The organism is Aliivibrio wodanis, from assembly GCF_052920805.1.
In genome coordinates this window covers 1785846-1802241 of the sequence record NZ_JBREXA010000002.1, presented here as the reverse complement: position 1 = coordinate 1802241, position 16396 = coordinate 1785846, and the positions used below count along the sequence as shown (strand labels likewise).

The window sequence follows — 16396 nt, the reverse complement described above, 5'->3', positions numbered from 1 at the left end:
TCTTTTGTTTATCTTAGATAAACAAATTAAAAACACATTCAAGTGTTCTTGTATTTTGAATCCGGCGAAAAACCAGAACTCGCAATGACGAGTTCAACCTTGGTTGCTGTTTTGTCTTCACTTTTGAAAAGTGAAAGCAAATGGTCCATACGAAACCTCTTGGGGTTGTATGGTTAAGTGACTAAGCGTACACGGTGGATGCCTTGGCAGTCAGAGGCGATGAAAGACGTATTAACTTGCGATAAGCCCAGATTAGGTAGTAAAAACCTTTTGAGTCTGGGATTTCTGAATGGGGAAACCCACTAGCATAAGCTAGTATCGCTGCGTGAATACATAGCGCAGCGAAGCAAACCGGGAGAACTGAAACATCTAAGTACCCCGAGGAAGAGAAATCAACCGAGATCCCGAAAGTAGCGGCGAGCGAAATTGGGTTAGCCCTTAAGCTTTTAATGAGACAGGTGAAGCCTCTGGAAAGTGGCGCGATACAAGGTGATAGCCCTGTAACCGACATCTCATCATCAGTGAAAACGAGTAAGGCGGGACACGTGATATCCTGTCTGAATATGGGGGGACCATCCTCCAAGGCTAAATACTACTGACTGACCGATAGTGAACCAGTACCGTGAGGGAAAGGCGAAAAGAACCCCTGTGAGGGGAGTGAAATAGAACCTGAAACCGTGTACGTACAAGCAGTAGGAGCATACTTGTTATGTGACTGCGTACCTTTTGTATAATGGGTCAGCGACTTATATTCAGTGGCAAGGTTAACCGTTTAGGGGAGCCGTAGGGAAACCGAGTCTTAACTGGGCGTTCAGTCTCTGGATATAGACCCGAAACCAAGTGATCTAGCCATGGGCAGGTTGAAGGTTGAGTAACATCAACTGGAGGACCGAACCGACTAATGTTGAAAAATTAGCGGATGACTTGTGGCTAGGGGTGAAAGGCCAATCAAACTTGGAGATAGCTGGTTCTCCCCGAAATCTATTTAGGTAGAGCCTCGGACGAATACTACTGGGGGTAGAGCACTGTTAAGGCTAGGGGGTCATCCCGACTTACCAACCCTTTGCAAACTCCGAATACCAGTAAGTACTATCCGGGAGACACACGGCGGGTGCTAACGTCCGTCGTGGAGAGGGAAACAACCCAGACCGCCAGCTAAGGTCCCAAAGTTATAGCTAAGTGGGAAACGATGTGGGAAGGCTCAGACAGCCAGGATGTTGGCTTAGAAGCAGCCATCATTTAAAGAAAGCGTAATAGCTCACTGGTCGAGTCGGCCTGCGCGGAAGATGTAACGGGGCTAAGCTATACACCGAAGCTGCGGCAGTGCAATTTATTGTGCTGGGTAGGGGAGCGTTCTGTAAGCCGTCGAAGGTGTGCTGTAAGGCATGCTGGAGGTATCAGAAGTGCGAATGCTGACATGAGTAACGATAAAGGGGGTGAAAAACCCCCTCGCCGGAAGACCAAGGGTTCCTGTCCAACGTTAATCGGGGCAGGGTAAGTCGACCCCTAAGGCGAGGCTGAAAAGCGTAGTCGATGGGAAACGGGTTAATATTCCCGTACTTCTTATAATTGCGATGGGGGGACGGAGAAGGCTAGGTGGGCTTGGCGACGGTCGTCCAAGTTCAAGTGCGTAGGCTAAGAGTTTAGGTAAATCCGGACTCTTGTTAGGCTGAGACACGATGTCGAGCATCTACGGATGTGAAGCCATTGATGCCATGCTTCCAGGAAAAGCCTCTAAGCTTCAGATTATAAGAAATCGTACCCCAAACCGACACAGGTGGTCGAGTAGAGAATACTAAGGCGCTTGAGAGAACTCGGGTGAAGGAACTAGGCAAAATGGTACCGTAACTTCGGGAGAAGGTACGCTCCTAGCGGTGATGAGACTTGCTCTCTAAGCTGCCGGGAGTCGCAGATACCAGGTGGCTGCAACTGTTTATTAAAAACATAGCACTGTGCTAAATCGTAAGATGACGTATACGGTGTGACGCCTGCCCGGTGCTTGAAGGTTAATTGATGGGGTTAGACTTCGGTCGAAGCTCTTGATCGAAGCCCAAGTAAACGGCGGCCGTAACTATAACGGTCCTAAGGTAGCGAAATTCCTTGTCGGGTAAGTTCCGACCTGCACGAATGGCGTAATGATGGCCACGCTGTCTCCACCCGAGACTCAGTGAAATTGAAATCGCTGTGAAGATGCAGTGTACCCGCGGCTAGACGGAAAGACCCCGTGAACCTTTACTACAGCTTGGCACTGAACATTGACCCTACATGTGTAGGATAGGTGGGAGCCTTTGAAACCAGTACGCTAGTATTGGTGGAGGCAATCTTGAAATACCACCCTTGTATGCTTGATGTTCTAACGTTGGCCCCTTATCGGGGTTGCGGACAGTGCCTGGTGGGTAGTTTGACTGGGGCGGTCTCCTCCCAAAGAGTAACGGAGGAGCACGAAGGTGGGCTAAACACGGTTGGACATCGTGTGGTTAGTGCAATGGCATAAGCCCGCTTGACTGCGAGAATGACAATTCGAGCAGGTACGAAAGTAGGTCATAGTGATCCGGTGGTTCTGAATGGAAGGGCCATCGCTCAACGGATAAAAGGTACTCCGGGGATAACAGGCTGATACCGCCCAAGAGTTCATATCGACGGCGGTGTTTGGCACCTCGATGTCGGCTCATCACATCCTGGGGCTGAAGTCGGTCCCAAGGGTATGGCTGTTCGCCATTTAAAGTGGTACGCGAGCTGGGTTTAGAACGTCGTGAGACAGTTCGGTCCCTATCTGCCGTGGGCGTTGGATGATTGAAAGGGGCTGCTCCTAGTACGAGAGGACCGGAGTGGACGAACCTCTGGTGTTCGGGTTGTTACGCCAGTAGCATTGCCCGGTAGCTAAGTTCGGGATCGATAAACGCTGAAAGCATCTAAGCGTGAAGCGAGCCTTGAGATGAGTCATCCCTGATACTATACGTATCCTAAAGGGTTGTTGAAGACTACGACGTTGATAGGCAGGGTGTGTAAGTGCTGCGAGGCATTGAGCTAACCTGTACTAATTGCCCGTGAGGCTTAACCATACAACACCCAAGGGGTTTTGAACGGATTTAAAGTGACAAGAAACAGATTGAATGTGATTAAGAACAACTCTTTATATAGAGAAACGGCTTTCCAGATTATTATTTATCTCTTAGTGAGGTAGATAGAAAGAATTTGCTTGGCGACCATAGCGTTATGGACCCACCTGATCCCATGCCGAACTCAGAAGTGAAACGTAATAGCGCCGATGGTAGTGTGGGGTTTCCCCATGTGAGAGTAGGACATCGCCAGGCTTTAAATTCGTTTTCATCTTTTTATAAAAAAGATAAAGACAAAAAGTTAGATACACCTGAATAGACACTGCGGAGTGGTAGTTCAGTTGGTTAGAATACCGGCCTGTCACGCCGGGGGTCGCGGGTTCGAGTCCCGTCCACTCCGCCACTATACCAAGAAAGCCCTAATCGAAAGATTAGGGCTTTTTTACGTCTGTTTAAAAGTTGAATGATGCAGAATAGACACTGCGAAGTGGTAGTTCAGTTGGTTAGGCTTTTTATTGGAGAGCTTAGCGGCCAGTCACGCCGGGGGACGTGTCGCTTTCAAGGTTGATAGAAAGTTCCGCTAACGTAGCCACTATACCAAAAAAGCTCTAATCGAAAGATTAGGGCTTTTTTACGTCCGTATAAAAGTTGAATTATGCAGAATAGACACTGCGAAGTGGTAGTTCAGTTGGTTAAGCTTTTTATTGGAGAGCTTAGCGGCCAGTCACGCCGGGGGATGTGTCGCTTTCAAGGTTGATAGAAAGTCCCGCTAACGTAGCCACTATACCAAAAAAGCTCTAATCGAAAGATTAGGGCTTTTTTACGTCTGTATAAAAGTTGAATGATGCAGAATAGACACTGCGAAGTGGTAGTTCAGTTGGTTAGGCTTTTTATTGGAGAGCTTAGCGGCCAGTCACGCCGGGGGACGTGTCGCTTTCAAGGTTGATAGAAAGTCCCGTTAACGTAGCCACTATACTAAGAAAGCCCTAATCGAAAGATTAGGGCTTTTTTACGTCCGTATAAAAGTTGAATTATGCAGAATAGACACTGCGAAGTGGTAGTTCAGTTGGTTAAGCTTTTTATTGGAGAGCTTAGCGGCCAGTCACGTCGGGGGATGTGTCGCTTTCAAGGTTGATAGAAAGTCCCGCTAACGTAGCCACTATACCAAAAAAGCTCTAATCGAAAGATTAGGGCTTTTTTACGTCTGTTTAAAAGTTGAATGATGCAGAATAGACACTGCGAAGTGGTAGTTCAGTTGGTTAGGCTTTTTATTGGAGAGCTTAGCGGCCAGTCACGCCGGGGGACGTGTCGCTTTCAAGGTTGATAGAAAGTCCCGTTAACGTAGCCACTATACCAAAAAATCCCTAATCGAAAGATTAGGGATTTTTTGTCTAAAGAAAAGTGATTAGTATCAACATACTTTAGCTAATTTTATTTAGTTGATAATTTAATTATCTCTAAATAAAATTCTTTCTCAAAAGTATCGATAGGACGCTCAACAGGAATGCTCGCTTCCTTTACTTTTTTTGGATGATAGTCAGCTACAAACTGAACAAATAAGTGTGCTTTATTGGTTTTTAATCCAACAAAACCTGCCATATTATAGCTGCCGAATAGAGATCCGCTTTTTGCCGTTATATTGCCTTTTATTGGTTCTGTTCTCATACTATTACGGTATTTTAAAGTGCCATCAATACCTGAAGTTGGTAATAAGGCAATTAAATCTAATTCATTATCGTATTTGTATATAAACTGCAAAATAGATTTCATTTGATTTGCAGTCATACGGTTATTACGAGAAAGCCCTGAACCGTCGACTAAGACAGCATTACTTAAATCGACATTTGCCTGGTTTAATAATATATCTTTCATTGCAGCCGTACCATTAGCAAAGCTTCCTGCTTGTTGGTAAGTTAAGTGCCCCATCATTTTTATTAAATTATCAGCATAATGATTATCTGATTTTTTTAACATATGAGAAATCAATTCCATTAATGGTTTCGATTTATGTTGAGCAAGTAATAAAGAGCTTTCGAGGGGCATCACTGGGTTTCCAAAACGAACCTTGCCTTTTAAAGATATATTATTTTCGGTTAAGATTTTTAGTACTGTCTTTTTTGTGAAATCTTGGGTGTCTTGTATGGCAAACTTAAGTGGTAATGGTTTACGGCGCTCAACCAAGCAACCATCTAATTGATAATAATTCCCTTGAGTCGTTAATTCTAAATCACAGAAAGATGCTTTTTGTTCTTCACGTGTCACGCTAAGAGCTGTACTTGAAAATAAAATCGGTTGGTGGATAGGTACAAATACCTTAGTGGTACCATCTGTATGAGTCGTAATCGAGGCCTGTACACAGTTACCATCAATACTTAGTGCGCTCGATGGCGCGCTATAACAAACTCCTAAAATGTCCCATGGCCAACCTACAGCTCTTTCATATCCAGTGAAAATAGTATCATTAATCCATAAATCACCTTGAATCGTTTTTAGATCACTTTCATCAAATATTAAGGACAAATCGTTACGTGAAAGTGAAGGATCACCAGAAAAAGTCAGAACAACATCGTTATCGATTTTATTTAGATTTGTTGAGAAAGTGAATTCTTTTCCAAGAGCTAATCGAGCGGATAATGCAGTCGCAATTTTTAATGTACTAGCAGGAGGAAGCAGTTCATCTTGTTTTTGTTGAAACTCAATATCCTGCGAAGTGAGGTTTTCAACCACAATAGCGGTTCGACTTCCTGCTGGGAGTGTATTAAGTGCGTGTTGAATGCTGGCAAAGCTGGAGCATGAGAGTAGGGCAAGGCCCAATAGCGTAAAGCGAGAAAAAGACATGATGAACTCAATGTAAAGGTAATTGAGACTATCTTAGCGTTTGCAGCGAGTGATGTGTAATGAATAGGAAAAAATTAATGGAATGTCACAAATAAAAAACGCCCACCGAGACGAGCGTTTTATTTAAGTAAGAGTTAGGGCTCGATTAGAAGTCGTAACGCATACCTAGAGCTAGAGAATCTTCAGCTTCTTTTTGTACTGTAACATCATTCTTATCTAGTAAGTTGAAATTGTAAGATACATAAGTGCGGAAATTAGAATTAAAGAAGTAAGTTGCATCTACAGCAAAATTATCCGCTGATGTTTCATTGTTAGTTTCAGCGTTGTTGTATGTAGATGTGAATACTGTTTTACCCATAGTGTAAGCTACAGCAGCTTCGTAGCCTGTGTAATCACCATCTTTTTTCGCTACTTCACCATTAGTGAATGTACCAGCGAAGTATAAGTTACCCATAGTGTAAGAACCAGCAAGCATTGCTTCGTTTTGCTCGTCTTGATCAGCGTAACCAGCACCTACTTTAAAGCCAGTATCGCCAAATGCGTAGATACCAGAAAGTGCGTAACCGCTGTTATCTTCAGTTGCAGAATCATCAAAGCGGTAGTTAGCTTTTGCTGAAAAATCACCAAATGTGCCTTTGTAGCCTAGGTTGTTATCAGTACGATCAGCTACTGCAATTTTCATTGCTGCTGAATTACCGTGATAAGCCATGATATCTGTAAAATCAGTAATTACGCCTAAAGCACCGTCGTTTTTACCGTAAGTTACTTCACCAAATGTACCGCCAAGGCCTGCGTATGTGTAACGGTTTACTACGCTTGAAGTAGCATCGCTATCAACACCGCCGTTTTCAGCTGTAGTGAATTCACCTTCGTAAAAACCAACACCGTATAGACCATCAGAAATTTGAGTTGTACCTTTAAAGTTTAAACGTACACGGCTATTGTCTACTGCATCACCGTCTTGCATGAATAGGCGCGCTTCAGCACGGCCACCCATTTCTAGAGTTTGGTCTTCGCCTTTGTAGATTTCTGCTGCATTTACTGCGCTAGCTGAAGTAATTGCTGCTACTGCTAAAGCCAATACTTTTTTATTCATCATGCTTCTAATTCCTATAAGGGTGGAGGAGGTAGTCATCCAGTTTAAATGAAAGTAACCGTATGTGACTTCTTATTATTAAGAATAGTTGGTAGTTACTATCATCGTTTCAATGAAGCTATTTTCAGGGATAACGACAACGAAAGGTTAGTAAAACAATCTAAAAATCACAATTGAACACTGTTTTTTATTTTTAAGTTGTGATTTACTTCCTTTCCTATCAGTTGTTTACATCATTTAGTTAAAGTTTTCCTCTAGTTTTAATTAAATATTGTTTTATATTTTTTTGTATTTTGATTTTGAAAAAATTGTGACGTCAATCGCAATTTTATCTTTTATGTTCTGTTTGAATACTATGAAATCATATTTTTGAGAGAGGCTTCGCGTTCTGTGTGGCGTCATTTTTAAAACTTCTTTGTAGAAACAAACAATAGATAGGTGATTAAAAGCATTTCTTTGTTTACACTAGAGTAAATGAAACTTGAACAAAAACACTGAGGCATTAATTTGATAATAACTATTATTAAATTTACTTTGGTGGTTTTTTTATTTGCTGAATTTGTGAATTCGGCTTTAGAGGTAGGAAAATATGGATAAGGTACCAATGACGGTACGTGGCGAGAAGCTACTGCGTGATGAATTAGACGTACTATTGAAGCGTCGCCCTGTCATTTCAAAAGCAATTGGTGAAGCGAGAGAGCTAGGCGATTTGAAAGAAAATGCAGAGTACCATGCTGCACGTGAAGAGCAAGGGATCTGCGAAGCTCAGATCCGCGACATTGAATATAAGCTATCTGTAGCTCAAGTAATCGATGTCACAAAAATGACTAATACAGGAAAAGTTATTTTTGGTTCGACGGTAACTTTGATTGACGTAAATACTGATGATGAAGTGAAATATCAAATCGTTGCAGATGATGAAGCGAATATTAAAGAGGGTCGTATCTCAGTAAATTCACCGATTGCTCGTGGCCTTATTGGTAAGATAGCTGGTGATGAAGTGAATATTCAAACACCTGGTGGAACCAAAGAATTTGAAATTGAAGAAGTAGAGTACATTTAATTGTAACTATTGAGATAAAATATAAAGGCCGTGTAGTTATCCTTTAAAGAGAACTAAAACGGCCTTTTTAATTTCTTAACAAATTAGTAGAGAAATTATTTTCTAGGGATCTCAATTTTACGAGCTTCGCTAGCGCGGTATAGAACAAGAGTCTTACCGATAACTTGTACTTTTTCTGCTTCTGTTTCGCGAATGATTGCGTCAACAATCAATTGCTTAGTGTCACGGTCTTCAGAAGCAATCTTAACTTTGATAAGCTCGTGGTGGTTAAGAGAAATCTCAATTTCAGCTACTACAGCTTCAGTTAGACCATTTGAGCCCATCATTACAACGGGTTTTAAATTGTGAGCAAGGCCTTTAAGGTGTTGCTTCTGTTTTGTGCTTAGGTTCATATATACCCGATTTTTTCTATATTAAGGGTTGAAAACAGCCTATTCTAACGCCATCTATTCCGGAAGACTATTTTTTGTTTCAGTCTTCTAATTTTAATTAAGTATTTTTAGGTAATGCATGAGTAAAAATAAACTTTCAGCAAGCTCTGGCCGCTGGTTAAAAGAACACTTTGATGATAAATACGTTCTTGAAGCGCAGAAAAGAGGCTATCGTTCTCGTGCTATTTTCAAAATTGAAGAGATCCAAAATAAAGATAAGTTACTAAAACCAGGAATGACCGTTGTTGACCTTGGTGCTGCTCCTGGTGGGTGGTCACAATATGCAGTTGAACAAGTCGGTGATTCAGGTCAAGTTATTGCTTGTGATATTTTAGCGATGGACTCAATTGCAGGTGTAAGCTTTTTACAGGGGGACTTTAGGGAAGAAGCAGTATTAGACGCATTGCTTGAACGCATACAACCAGATATGGTAGATGTAGTAATGTCAGACATGGCGCCAAATATGAGTGGCAATCAAGCGGTAGATCAACCAAGAGCTATGTATCTTGTTGAGCTGGCGTTGGATATGTGTCGTCAAGTATTGGCTGAAAATGGCAGCTTTACCGTGAAAGTATTCCAAGGAGAAGGGTTTGATCAGTACTTGCAAGAAGTACGTAATATATTCAAAGTTGTTAAGATTCGAAAACCAGATTCATCACGTGCACGTTCTCGTGAAGTGTATATTGTAGCCACTGGTTACAAAGGATAAGTCGTACGTAGTAGCTACAGGTTATAAACTGTAGTACTCTATCTTTCATCTATTTAGTTAACGCGGGGTTAACACCTTGAGTGACATGGCAAAAAATCTAATATTGTGGCTGGTTATCGCTGTTGTTTTAATGTCGGTATTCCAAAGCTTTGGGCCGAGCGATAGCTCTGGTCGTTCGATTGACTATACTACTTTTGTAAAACAAGTAGGTAATAGCCAAGTTCAAGAAGCAACATTTAATAATCGTGAAATCAAGGTAATGAAGCGTGACGGAACTCGTTATGTAACATATATGCCTGTATTTCAAGATCCTAAATTGCTTGATGATCTTATCAACCAAAACGTAATTGTTAAAGGAACTCCACCAGAAGAGCAGAGCTTACTTGAGTCTATCTTTATTTCGTGGTTCCCAATGATTCTTCTTATTGGTGTTTGGATCTTCTTCATGCGTCAGATGCAAGGCGGCGGCGGCAAAGGGGCAATGTCCTTTGGTAAAAGCAAAGCTAAGATGATGACGGAAGAGCAGATCAACACAACATTCGATGATGTTGCTGGTTGTGATGAAGCAAAAGAAGACGTTAAAGAATTGGTTGATTACTTACGTGAACCAAGCCGTTTCCAGAAATTGGGTGGTAAAATTCCAACAGGTGTTTTATTGGTTGGTCCTCCTGGTACTGGTAAAACATTAATTGCAAAAGCAATTGCTGGTGAAGCAAAAGTACCTTTTTTCTCAATTTCAGGTTCTGATTTCGTTGAAATGTTTGTTGGTGTTGGTGCATCTCGTGTGCGTGACATGTTTGAACAAGCGAAAAAATCATCACCTTGTATTATCTTTATCGATGAAATTGATGCTGTAGGTCGCCAACGTGGCGCTGGTGTTGGTGGCGGTAATGATGAACGTGAACAAACATTGAACCAAATGCTAGTAGAAATGGATGGTTTTGAAGGTAACGAAGGTGTCATCGTTGTTGCTGCAACTAACCGTCCAGATGTTCTGGATGCTGCGTTATTGCGCCCTGGCCGTTTTGACCGCCAAGTTGTTGTAGGTTTACCTGACATTCGTGGTCGTGAGCAAATTCTTCAAGTCCACATGCGTAAAGTGCCATTAGCTGGTGGTGTTGAGCCGTCATTAATAGCACGTGGTACTCCTGGTTTCTCTGGTGCTGACTTAGCGAACTTAGTTAACGAAGCTGCGTTATTCGCTGCTCGAACTAATAAACGCGTTGTATCAATGGTTGAGTTTGAGCTTGCGAAAGACAAAATCATGATGGGTGCAGAGCGTAAGTCAATGGTAATGACAGAAGAGACGAAAGCCTCGACTGCTTATCATGAAGCTGGTCATGCTATTGTTGGTCGTTTAGTTCCTGAACACGATCCAGTGTATAAAGTATCAATTATTCCACGTGGCCGTGCGCTAGGTGTAACGATGTACTTACCTGAACAAGACCGAGTAAGCATGAACCGTCAGCACTTAGAATCTATGATTTCAAGTTTATACGGTGGTCGATTGGCTGAAGAGCTTATTTATGGTGTTGATAAAGTATCAACTGGTGCATCAAATGACATTGAACGAGCAACTGATATTGCACGTAAGATGGTAACCCAATGGGGTTTCTCGGATGCACTTGGCCCATTACTTTATGCAGAAGATCAAGGTGACCCATTCTCAGGTCACGGTGGCTCTCATCAATCTAAACACGTGTCACCTGAAACATTACAGCTTATTGATGCTGAAATCCGTACCATCATTGATCGTAACTATGCTCGCGCTAGACAGATCCTTGAAGAAAATATGGATGTACTGCATTCAATGAAAGATGCTTTGATGACATTTGAAACCATTGATGCCGGTCAAATTGATGACTTAATGGAGCGTAAAGCTGAAATCCGCGAGCCTCAAGGGTGGGGTGATGAAAATCAAGCCAAACCTGAAGAGAAAAGCGAAAAACCAGCAACTGAAGATGAATCAAAAGTTGAAAAGAAGCCTGAGGAAGAAAAACCTCAAGCAACTGAAGAGACTAAAACTGATTCAGATTCCTCTGAAAAGTAAGATCAATTAAGTAAAAAACAAACCCCGAGTTATGCTCGGGGTTTTTGTATTTAAAGGGAACTGATCATGAAATTGATAAGTAAAGATAAGACGTTAATATTGGACCGTTCTCATGTGATGGCAATTCTTAATATTACGCCTGATTCTTTTTCTGATGGTGGTAAATTTATACATTTAGATACGGCTTTAAAACAAGCTGAGAAAATGGTGAATGCCGGTGTTAGCTTTGTTGATGTTGGCGGAGAGTCGACAAGGCCTGGCGCTCCTGATGTGAGTATTCAGCAAGAATTGGATCGTGTTATTCCTATTGTTGAAGCGATCAATCAACGTTTGGATACTTGGGTTTCAATTGATACAAGTAAAGCAATAGTGATGGATGAAGCGGTAAAGGCTGGTGCTGATTTAATTAATGATGTACGTGCACTGCAAGAGCCAAACGCATTAGAGATTGCAGCAAAAGCAAATGTGCCAGTGTGCCTTATGCATATGCAAGGTCAGCCTAGAACCATGCAATCTAATCCGACCTATGATGATCTATTAGTTGATGTCTCCCGCTTTCTAGAGGAAAGAGTGTCGGCATGCCAATCGGTTGGTATCGCAAAAGATAAGTTAATTCTTGACCCTGGATTTGGATTTGGTAAAACCTTAGCGCATAATTACCAATTACTTGCTGAATTAGAGCGTTTTCATCAATTAGGTTTTCCTATTTTGGCGGGAATGTCTCGTAAATCAATGATTTTTAAATTACTAAATACAGAACCGCAAAACGCGGTGTCTGGTAGCTTGGCGTGTGCCACTATTGCAGCAATGAAGGGCGCACAAATTATTCGAGTCCATGATTTTGAACAAACGATGGATATAGTAAAAATATGCCAGGCAACTCTAGAGCAGAGTGCTCGTTAGTAATCATTTAAACAAATTATTAAAATTAAAACATGGAGTACAACATGGCTGAGCGTAAATATTTTGGAACCGATGGTGTTAGAGGTCTCGTTGGGCAAGCACCTATTACCCCTGACTTTATAATGAAACTGGGTTGGGCTGCAGGTAAGGTACTTGCTAAGCAAGGAACCAAAAAAGTTATTATCGGTAAAGATACGCGTATTTCTGGCTATATGCTTGAATCTGCATTAGAAGCAGGTTTAGCTGCTGCAGGATTACAAGCGAAGTTTACGGGACCAATGCCAACTCCCGCTGTGGCTTACCTTACTCAGACATTTCGTGCTGAAGCTGGCATCGTTATTTCAGCTTCTCATAATCCTTATTATGATAATGGCATTAAATTTTTCTCATCAGAGGGTACAAAACTTCCTGATGATATTGAAATGGCAATTGAAGCAGAGCTCGATAAGCCAATGACATGCGTTGAGTCAGCTCTATTAGGTAAAGCATCGCGTTTAAATGATGCCGCTGGGCGATATATCGAATTTTGCAAAAGTACTTTTCCTAAAGAGTTAAGTTTGGCTGGTGTTAAAATGGTCATCGATTGTGCTCATGGTGCAACGTATCATATTGCCCCTAACGTATTTAAAGAACTTGGTGCAGAAATTATTACTATTGGTTGTGAACCAAATGGGACTAATATCAACCACGAAGTGGGCGCAACAGACGTACGCGCCCTACAGGCCAAAGTATTAGAAGAAAAAGCAGATTTTGGTGTCGCTTTTGATGGCGACGGTGACCGTATCATCATGGTTGATGAATTGGGAAATAAAGTGGATGGTGATCAAATTGCATATATTATTGCTCGTGACTCCCTTCGTCGAGGTGAATTGAAAGGCGGTGTTGTTGGAACACTAATGACGAATATGGGAATGGAGGTTGCATTACGAAATCTTGGGATCCCATTCGAGCGCTCAGATGTGGGTGATCGTTATGTAATGGAGAGGCTGCTGAAAAATAATTGGTTAATTGGTGCTGAGAACTCAGGGCATGTTATCCTTTTAGATAAAGTGACTACAGGTGATGCAATTGTTGCAGCTCTTCAGGTTATAGCTTCGATTGTTGGTAGTAAAATGTCATTAAAAGAATTATGTGATGGAATGAGCATGTTCCCACAAGTTTTAGAAAATGTTCGTTTTGTCGGTGATAATAACCCATTAGAATCTGATGCAGTAAAAGCCGCTCAAGCTGATGTTGAATCAAAATTAGGTGATAACGGTCGAGTTTTATTACGTAAATCAGGTACGGAACCGTTAATCCGCGTTATGGTTGAAGGAGAGGATGCAGAGCTTGTTCAGCAATACGCGCTTCAAATTGCAGATGCCGTAAAGGAAAGCTGTTAATTTGAGCAATTAAATGAAATTGAACGTTTTTTGTTAATTTTAACTTGTCATAGTAGCCTAGTTTGGTTAATATCCCTCGGCCTCTTAATTGAGAGGGCGCTGGTGTTGCCAATGGGCTACCGGTACATTAATTAGATACATGGGTGACGGAATGCATACTATTCTACTTGTGATTTATCTGATTGCCGCAGTCGGTGTAATTGGCCTAGTATTGGTACAACACGGTAAAGGCGCAGATATGGGAGCTTCATTTGGGGCTGGAGCATCAAATACAGTATTTGGCTCTGGTGGCTCTGGAAACTTTTTGACCCGAATGACTGCACTTTGTGCAACAGTATTTTTTATTATCAGTTTAGCGCTAGGCAATATGTCTACGCATAAATCTGAAGGCTTTGATCTTCAACTTGATCAAGCAGCAGAGCAAGTAACTGGTGAAATGAGTGATGTTCCTGCTACTGAAGACAGCGACGTTCCTCTTTAAACAACTTTAGCCGAGATGGTGAAATTGGTAGACACGCTAGCATGAGGTGCTAGTGCCTTAGGGTGTGAGGGTTCAAGTCCCTCTCTCGGCACCATATTCAGACAAGAACCTAGTTCTTGTAATAAAAGGGCAAAGAAACTATACTTTCTTTGTTCTTTTCGGACGCGGGATGGAGCAGTTTGGTAGCTCGTCGGGCTCATAACCCGAAGGTCGTCGGTTCAAATCCGGCTCCCGCAACCAATTATCTAATAAGAGTAATTGCTATTATTAGATAAGCTACGCAAGTGGCATTCAGGGTCCAGCAGTACTAAACCCCGCAATTATCGGGGTTTTTTGCTATCTGAAACAGACTGTTTTTAAAGAATTGGGCCTTTTAGTGCCCTTTTTTTGTTTTCAGGGGATATCAATGACAGGATTAGAGAGACAACTAACAGAAATGCTTGAGGCTCCTGTTGGTGCTTTAGGTTATGAATTGGTCGGTTTAGAGTTTATTCGTGCGGGTGAGCATTCAACGCTACGTGTATTTATCGATCATGAAAATGGCATCTTTGTGGAGGACTGTGCGGAAGCCAGTCGTCAAATCAGTGCAGTAATGGATGTAGAAGATCCAATTACAGTTGCATATAACCTAGAGGTTTCGTCTCCAGGTCTTGAACGTCCACTGTTTAAAGCAGCACATTATCAACAATTTGTTGGTCACGAGGTCAGCCTTGTATTAAAGATGCCGATGAATAACCGTCGTAAATGGAAAGGGGATATCCTTGAAGTTAACGGTGAAATTGTTACGGTTACAGTTGATGGTAACAATGAAGAATTTGCGTTAAGCAACATTTCAAAGGCGAACTTAGTTCCTAAATTTTAAGGCTTATAGAGGCTAAAATGAACAAAGAAATCTTAGCTGTTGTAGAAGCAGTATCAAATGAAAAGGCTGTTCCTCGTGAGCGAATTTTTGAAGCATTAGAAATTGCGCTGGCAACGGCAACAAAGAAAAAATCTGAACTAGAAATTGAAGTGCGTGTTGCGATTGATCGCAAAACAGGTAACTTTGAAACATTCCGTCGTTGGGAAGCTGTAGAAACAGTAGAACATCCAACGCTTGAAATTTCTATTGAAGCAGCACAGTTTGAAGATGAAACTATCGAAATCGGTGGTTTTATCGAGGATGATATCGAGTCAGTAACGTTTGACCGTATTACTACACAAACAGCAAAGCAAGTTATCGTACAAAACAGTACGTGAAGCTGAGCGTGCAATGATTGTTGAACAGTTTATTGATAACGAAGGTGAGTTAATCACTGGTATCGTTAAAAAAGTAAATCGTGATGCAATTATCGTTGACCTTGGTAGTAACGCTGAAGCGGTAATTTTACGTGAAGACCAACTTCCACGTGAAAACTTCCGTCCAGGTGACCGTGTTCGTGGTCTGTTATATGCAGTTAAACCAGAAGCTCGTGGCTTCCAGTTGTTCATGACTCGCTCAAAAGGCGTAATGTTAACGGAACTGTTCCGTGTAGAAGTGCCAGAAATTGGCGAAGAGCTAATTGAATTAAAAGCAGCTGCTCGTGATCCTGGTTCTCGTGCTAAAATAGCAGTGAAAACTAACGACAAACGTATTGATCCAGTTGGTGCGTGTGTTGGTATGCGTGGCGCACGTGTTCAAGCTGTATCAAATGATCTTGGCGGCGAGCGTATCGATATCGTGCTTTGGGATGATAACCCAGCGCAGTTCGTTATCAATGCAATGGCTCCTGCTGAAGTAGCTTCTATTATTGTTGATGAAGACAACAATACTATGGATATTGCTGTTGAAGCTGATAACCTAGCACAAGCGATTGGCCGTAGTGGTCAAAACGTACGTCTGGCATCTCAACTAACAGGTTGGGAGCTGAACGTAATGACAGTTGCCGATCTTAACAAAAAGCACCAAGAAGAAGCGCAAGGTTCTATTGATGCATTTGTTAAACACTTAGATATCGATGAAGATTTTGCTCAACTATTAGTTGAAGAAGGTTTTACTACGCTTGAAGAGATCGCTTACGTTCCTGTAAACGAACTATTAGAAGTAGAAGCTTTAGACGAAGAGAGCGTTGATCTTCTTCGTACTCGCGCGAAAGAAGCATTAACAACACTTGCACTAGCACAAGAAGAATCTCTTGATGGTATTGAACCAGCAGAAGACTTACTTGCTCTTGAAGGTTTAGAACGCGAATTAGCATTTAAACTTGCAGCTAAAGGTGTTGTTACTCTTGAAGATCTTGCAGACCAAGGTGTTGATGAGCTATCTGATATTGAAGACCTTACAGAAGAGCGTGCTGGTGAATTAATCATGGCTGCGCGTAATATTTGTTGGTTCAGCGACGAAGCATAATTATTTCAGCAAGGAG

10 protein-coding genes, 3 tRNA genes, 2 rRNA genes and 1 pseudogene are annotated in these 16396 nt (G+C 41.8%); 13 read left to right on the top strand and 3 right to left on the bottom strand.

Annotation, left to right across the window (positions count from 1 at the left end):
• The first annotated feature begins 171 nt into the window (after window positions 1-171).
• The 3 genes from ACU5DF_RS16270 (at window position 172) to ACU5DF_RS16260 (ending at window position 3462) form a co-directional block, all read left to right on the top strand.
• A 23S ribosomal RNA gene (locus tag ACU5DF_RS16270) occupies window positions 172-3062 on the top strand.
• Window positions 3063-3198: 136 nt separating this feature from the next.
• Window positions 3199-3314, top strand: a 5S ribosomal RNA gene (rrf, locus tag ACU5DF_RS16265).
• Between the two features lie 71 nt (window positions 3315-3385).
• Window positions 3386-3462: transfer RNA gene (locus tag ACU5DF_RS16260), tRNA-Asp, on the top strand.
• Window positions 3463-4490: 1028 nt separating this feature from the next.
• On the opposite strand, the gene dacB is transcribed toward ACU5DF_RS16260, so the two are convergent.
• Together dacB and ACU5DF_RS16250 are read right to left on the bottom strand one after the other, a co-directional pair.
• Window positions 4491-5897 (bottom strand): serine-type D-Ala-D-Ala carboxypeptidase, encoded by a 1407-nt coding sequence (gene dacB / locus ACU5DF_RS16255; RefSeq protein ID WP_446713560.1) that lies wholly within the window; start codon window positions 5895-5897, stop codon window positions 4491-4493.
• Between the two features lie 145 nt (window positions 5898-6042).
• A complete protein-coding gene (locus ACU5DF_RS16250; protein ID WP_446714259.1) occupies window positions 6043-6993 on the bottom strand; it encodes a porin in 951 nt (316 codons plus the stop codon).
• 589 nt (window positions 6994-7582) lie between these two features.
• Here ACU5DF_RS16250 and greA point away from each other — a divergent pair.
• On the top strand, window positions 7583-8056 hold the full coding sequence (greA, locus tag ACU5DF_RS16245) for a transcription elongation factor GreA (RefSeq protein ID WP_045101263.1): 474 nt from the start codon (window positions 7583-7585) through the stop codon (window positions 8054-8056).
• A 95-nt stretch (window positions 8057-8151) separates the two neighbouring features.
• On the opposite strand, the gene yhbY is transcribed toward greA, so the two are convergent.
• Window positions 8152-8448 (bottom strand): ribosome assembly RNA-binding protein YhbY, encoded by a 297-nt coding sequence (gene yhbY / locus ACU5DF_RS16240; protein WP_045101264.1) that lies wholly within the window; start codon window positions 8446-8448, stop codon window positions 8152-8154.
• A 118-nt stretch (window positions 8449-8566) separates the two neighbouring features.
• Here yhbY and rlmE point away from each other — a divergent pair, with 118 nt between their 5' ends.
• From rlmE to nusA, 9 genes and pseudogenes are all read left to right on the top strand, one after another.
• Window positions 8567-9196 carry a 23S rRNA (uridine(2552)-2'-O)-methyltransferase RlmE gene (gene rlmE / locus ACU5DF_RS16235; RefSeq protein WP_045101265.1) on the top strand — a complete coding sequence of 210 codons (630 nt, stop codon included), beginning with the start codon at window positions 8567-8569 and terminating at the stop codon, window positions 9194-9196.
• 85 nt (window positions 9197-9281) lie between these two features.
• A complete protein-coding gene (gene ftsH / locus ACU5DF_RS16230) occupies window positions 9282-11246 on the top strand; it encodes an ATP-dependent zinc metalloprotease FtsH (RefSeq protein ID WP_045101266.1) in 1965 nt (654 codons plus the stop codon).
• 66 nt (window positions 11247-11312) lie between these two features.
• Complete coding sequence (folP, locus tag ACU5DF_RS16225) at window positions 11313-12149, top strand: dihydropteroate synthase (RefSeq protein ID WP_446713559.1); 837 nt, start codon at window positions 11313-11315, stop codon at window positions 12147-12149.
• Between the two features lie 44 nt (window positions 12150-12193).
• Window positions 12194-13531: a phosphoglucosamine mutase gene (gene glmM / locus ACU5DF_RS16220; RefSeq protein WP_045101268.1), complete on the top strand. Its 1338-nt coding sequence runs from the start codon at window positions 12194-12196 to the stop codon at window positions 13529-13531.
• 151 nt (window positions 13532-13682) lie between these two features.
• Window positions 13683-14012 carry a preprotein translocase subunit SecG gene (secG, locus tag ACU5DF_RS16215; protein WP_045101269.1) on the top strand — a complete coding sequence of 110 codons (330 nt, stop codon included), beginning with the start codon at window positions 13683-13685 and terminating at the stop codon, window positions 14010-14012.
• Between the two features lie 9 nt (window positions 14013-14021).
• A tRNA-Leu gene (locus ACU5DF_RS16210) sits at window positions 14022-14106 on the top strand.
• 69 nt (window positions 14107-14175) lie between these two features.
• A tRNA-Met gene (locus tag ACU5DF_RS16205) sits at window positions 14176-14252 on the top strand.
• 166 nt (window positions 14253-14418) lie between these two features.
• Entirely contained in the window at window positions 14419-14874 is a 456-nt protein-coding gene (gene rimP / locus ACU5DF_RS16200) for a ribosome maturation factor RimP (RefSeq protein WP_045101270.1), read from the top strand.
• Between the two features lie 17 nt (window positions 14875-14891).
• Window positions 14892-16380 (top strand): annotated as a pseudogene (gene nusA, locus ACU5DF_RS16195) (transcription termination factor NusA).
• Window positions 16381-16396: the final 16 nt, after the last annotated feature.

What these genes read in the sequence shown, in the direction of transcription:
- dacB (WP_446713560.1), bottom strand. Translation starts at nt 5,897, where the DNA reads ATGTCTTTTTCTCGCTTTACGCTATTGGGCCTTGCCCTACTCTCATGC.
- ACU5DF_RS16250 (WP_446714259.1), bottom strand. Translation starts at nt 6,993, where the DNA reads ATGAATAAAAAAGTATTGGCTTTAGCAGTAGCAGCAATTACTTCAGCT.
- greA (WP_045101263.1), top strand. Translation starts at nt 7,583, where the DNA reads ATGGATAAGGTACCAATGACGGTACGTGGCGAGAAGCTACTGCGTGAT.
- yhbY (WP_045101264.1), bottom strand. Translation starts at nt 8,448, where the DNA reads ATGAACCTAAGCACAAAACAGAAGCAACACCTTAAAGGCCTTGCTCAC.
- rlmE (WP_045101265.1), top strand. Translation starts at nt 8,567, where the DNA reads ATGAGTAAAAATAAACTTTCAGCAAGCTCTGGCCGCTGGTTAAAAGAA.
- ftsH (WP_045101266.1), top strand. Translation starts at nt 9,282, where the DNA reads ATGGCAAAAAATCTAATATTGTGGCTGGTTATCGCTGTTGTTTTAATG.
- folP (WP_446713559.1), top strand. Translation starts at nt 11,313, where the DNA reads ATGAAATTGATAAGTAAAGATAAGACGTTAATATTGGACCGTTCTCAT.
- glmM (WP_045101268.1), top strand. Translation starts at nt 12,194, where the DNA reads ATGGCTGAGCGTAAATATTTTGGAACCGATGGTGTTAGAGGTCTCGTT.
- secG (WP_045101269.1), top strand. Translation starts at nt 13,683, where the DNA reads ATGCATACTATTCTACTTGTGATTTATCTGATTGCCGCAGTCGGTGTA.
- rimP (WP_045101270.1), top strand. Translation starts at nt 14,419, where the DNA reads ATGACAGGATTAGAGAGACAACTAACAGAAATGCTTGAGGCTCCTGTT.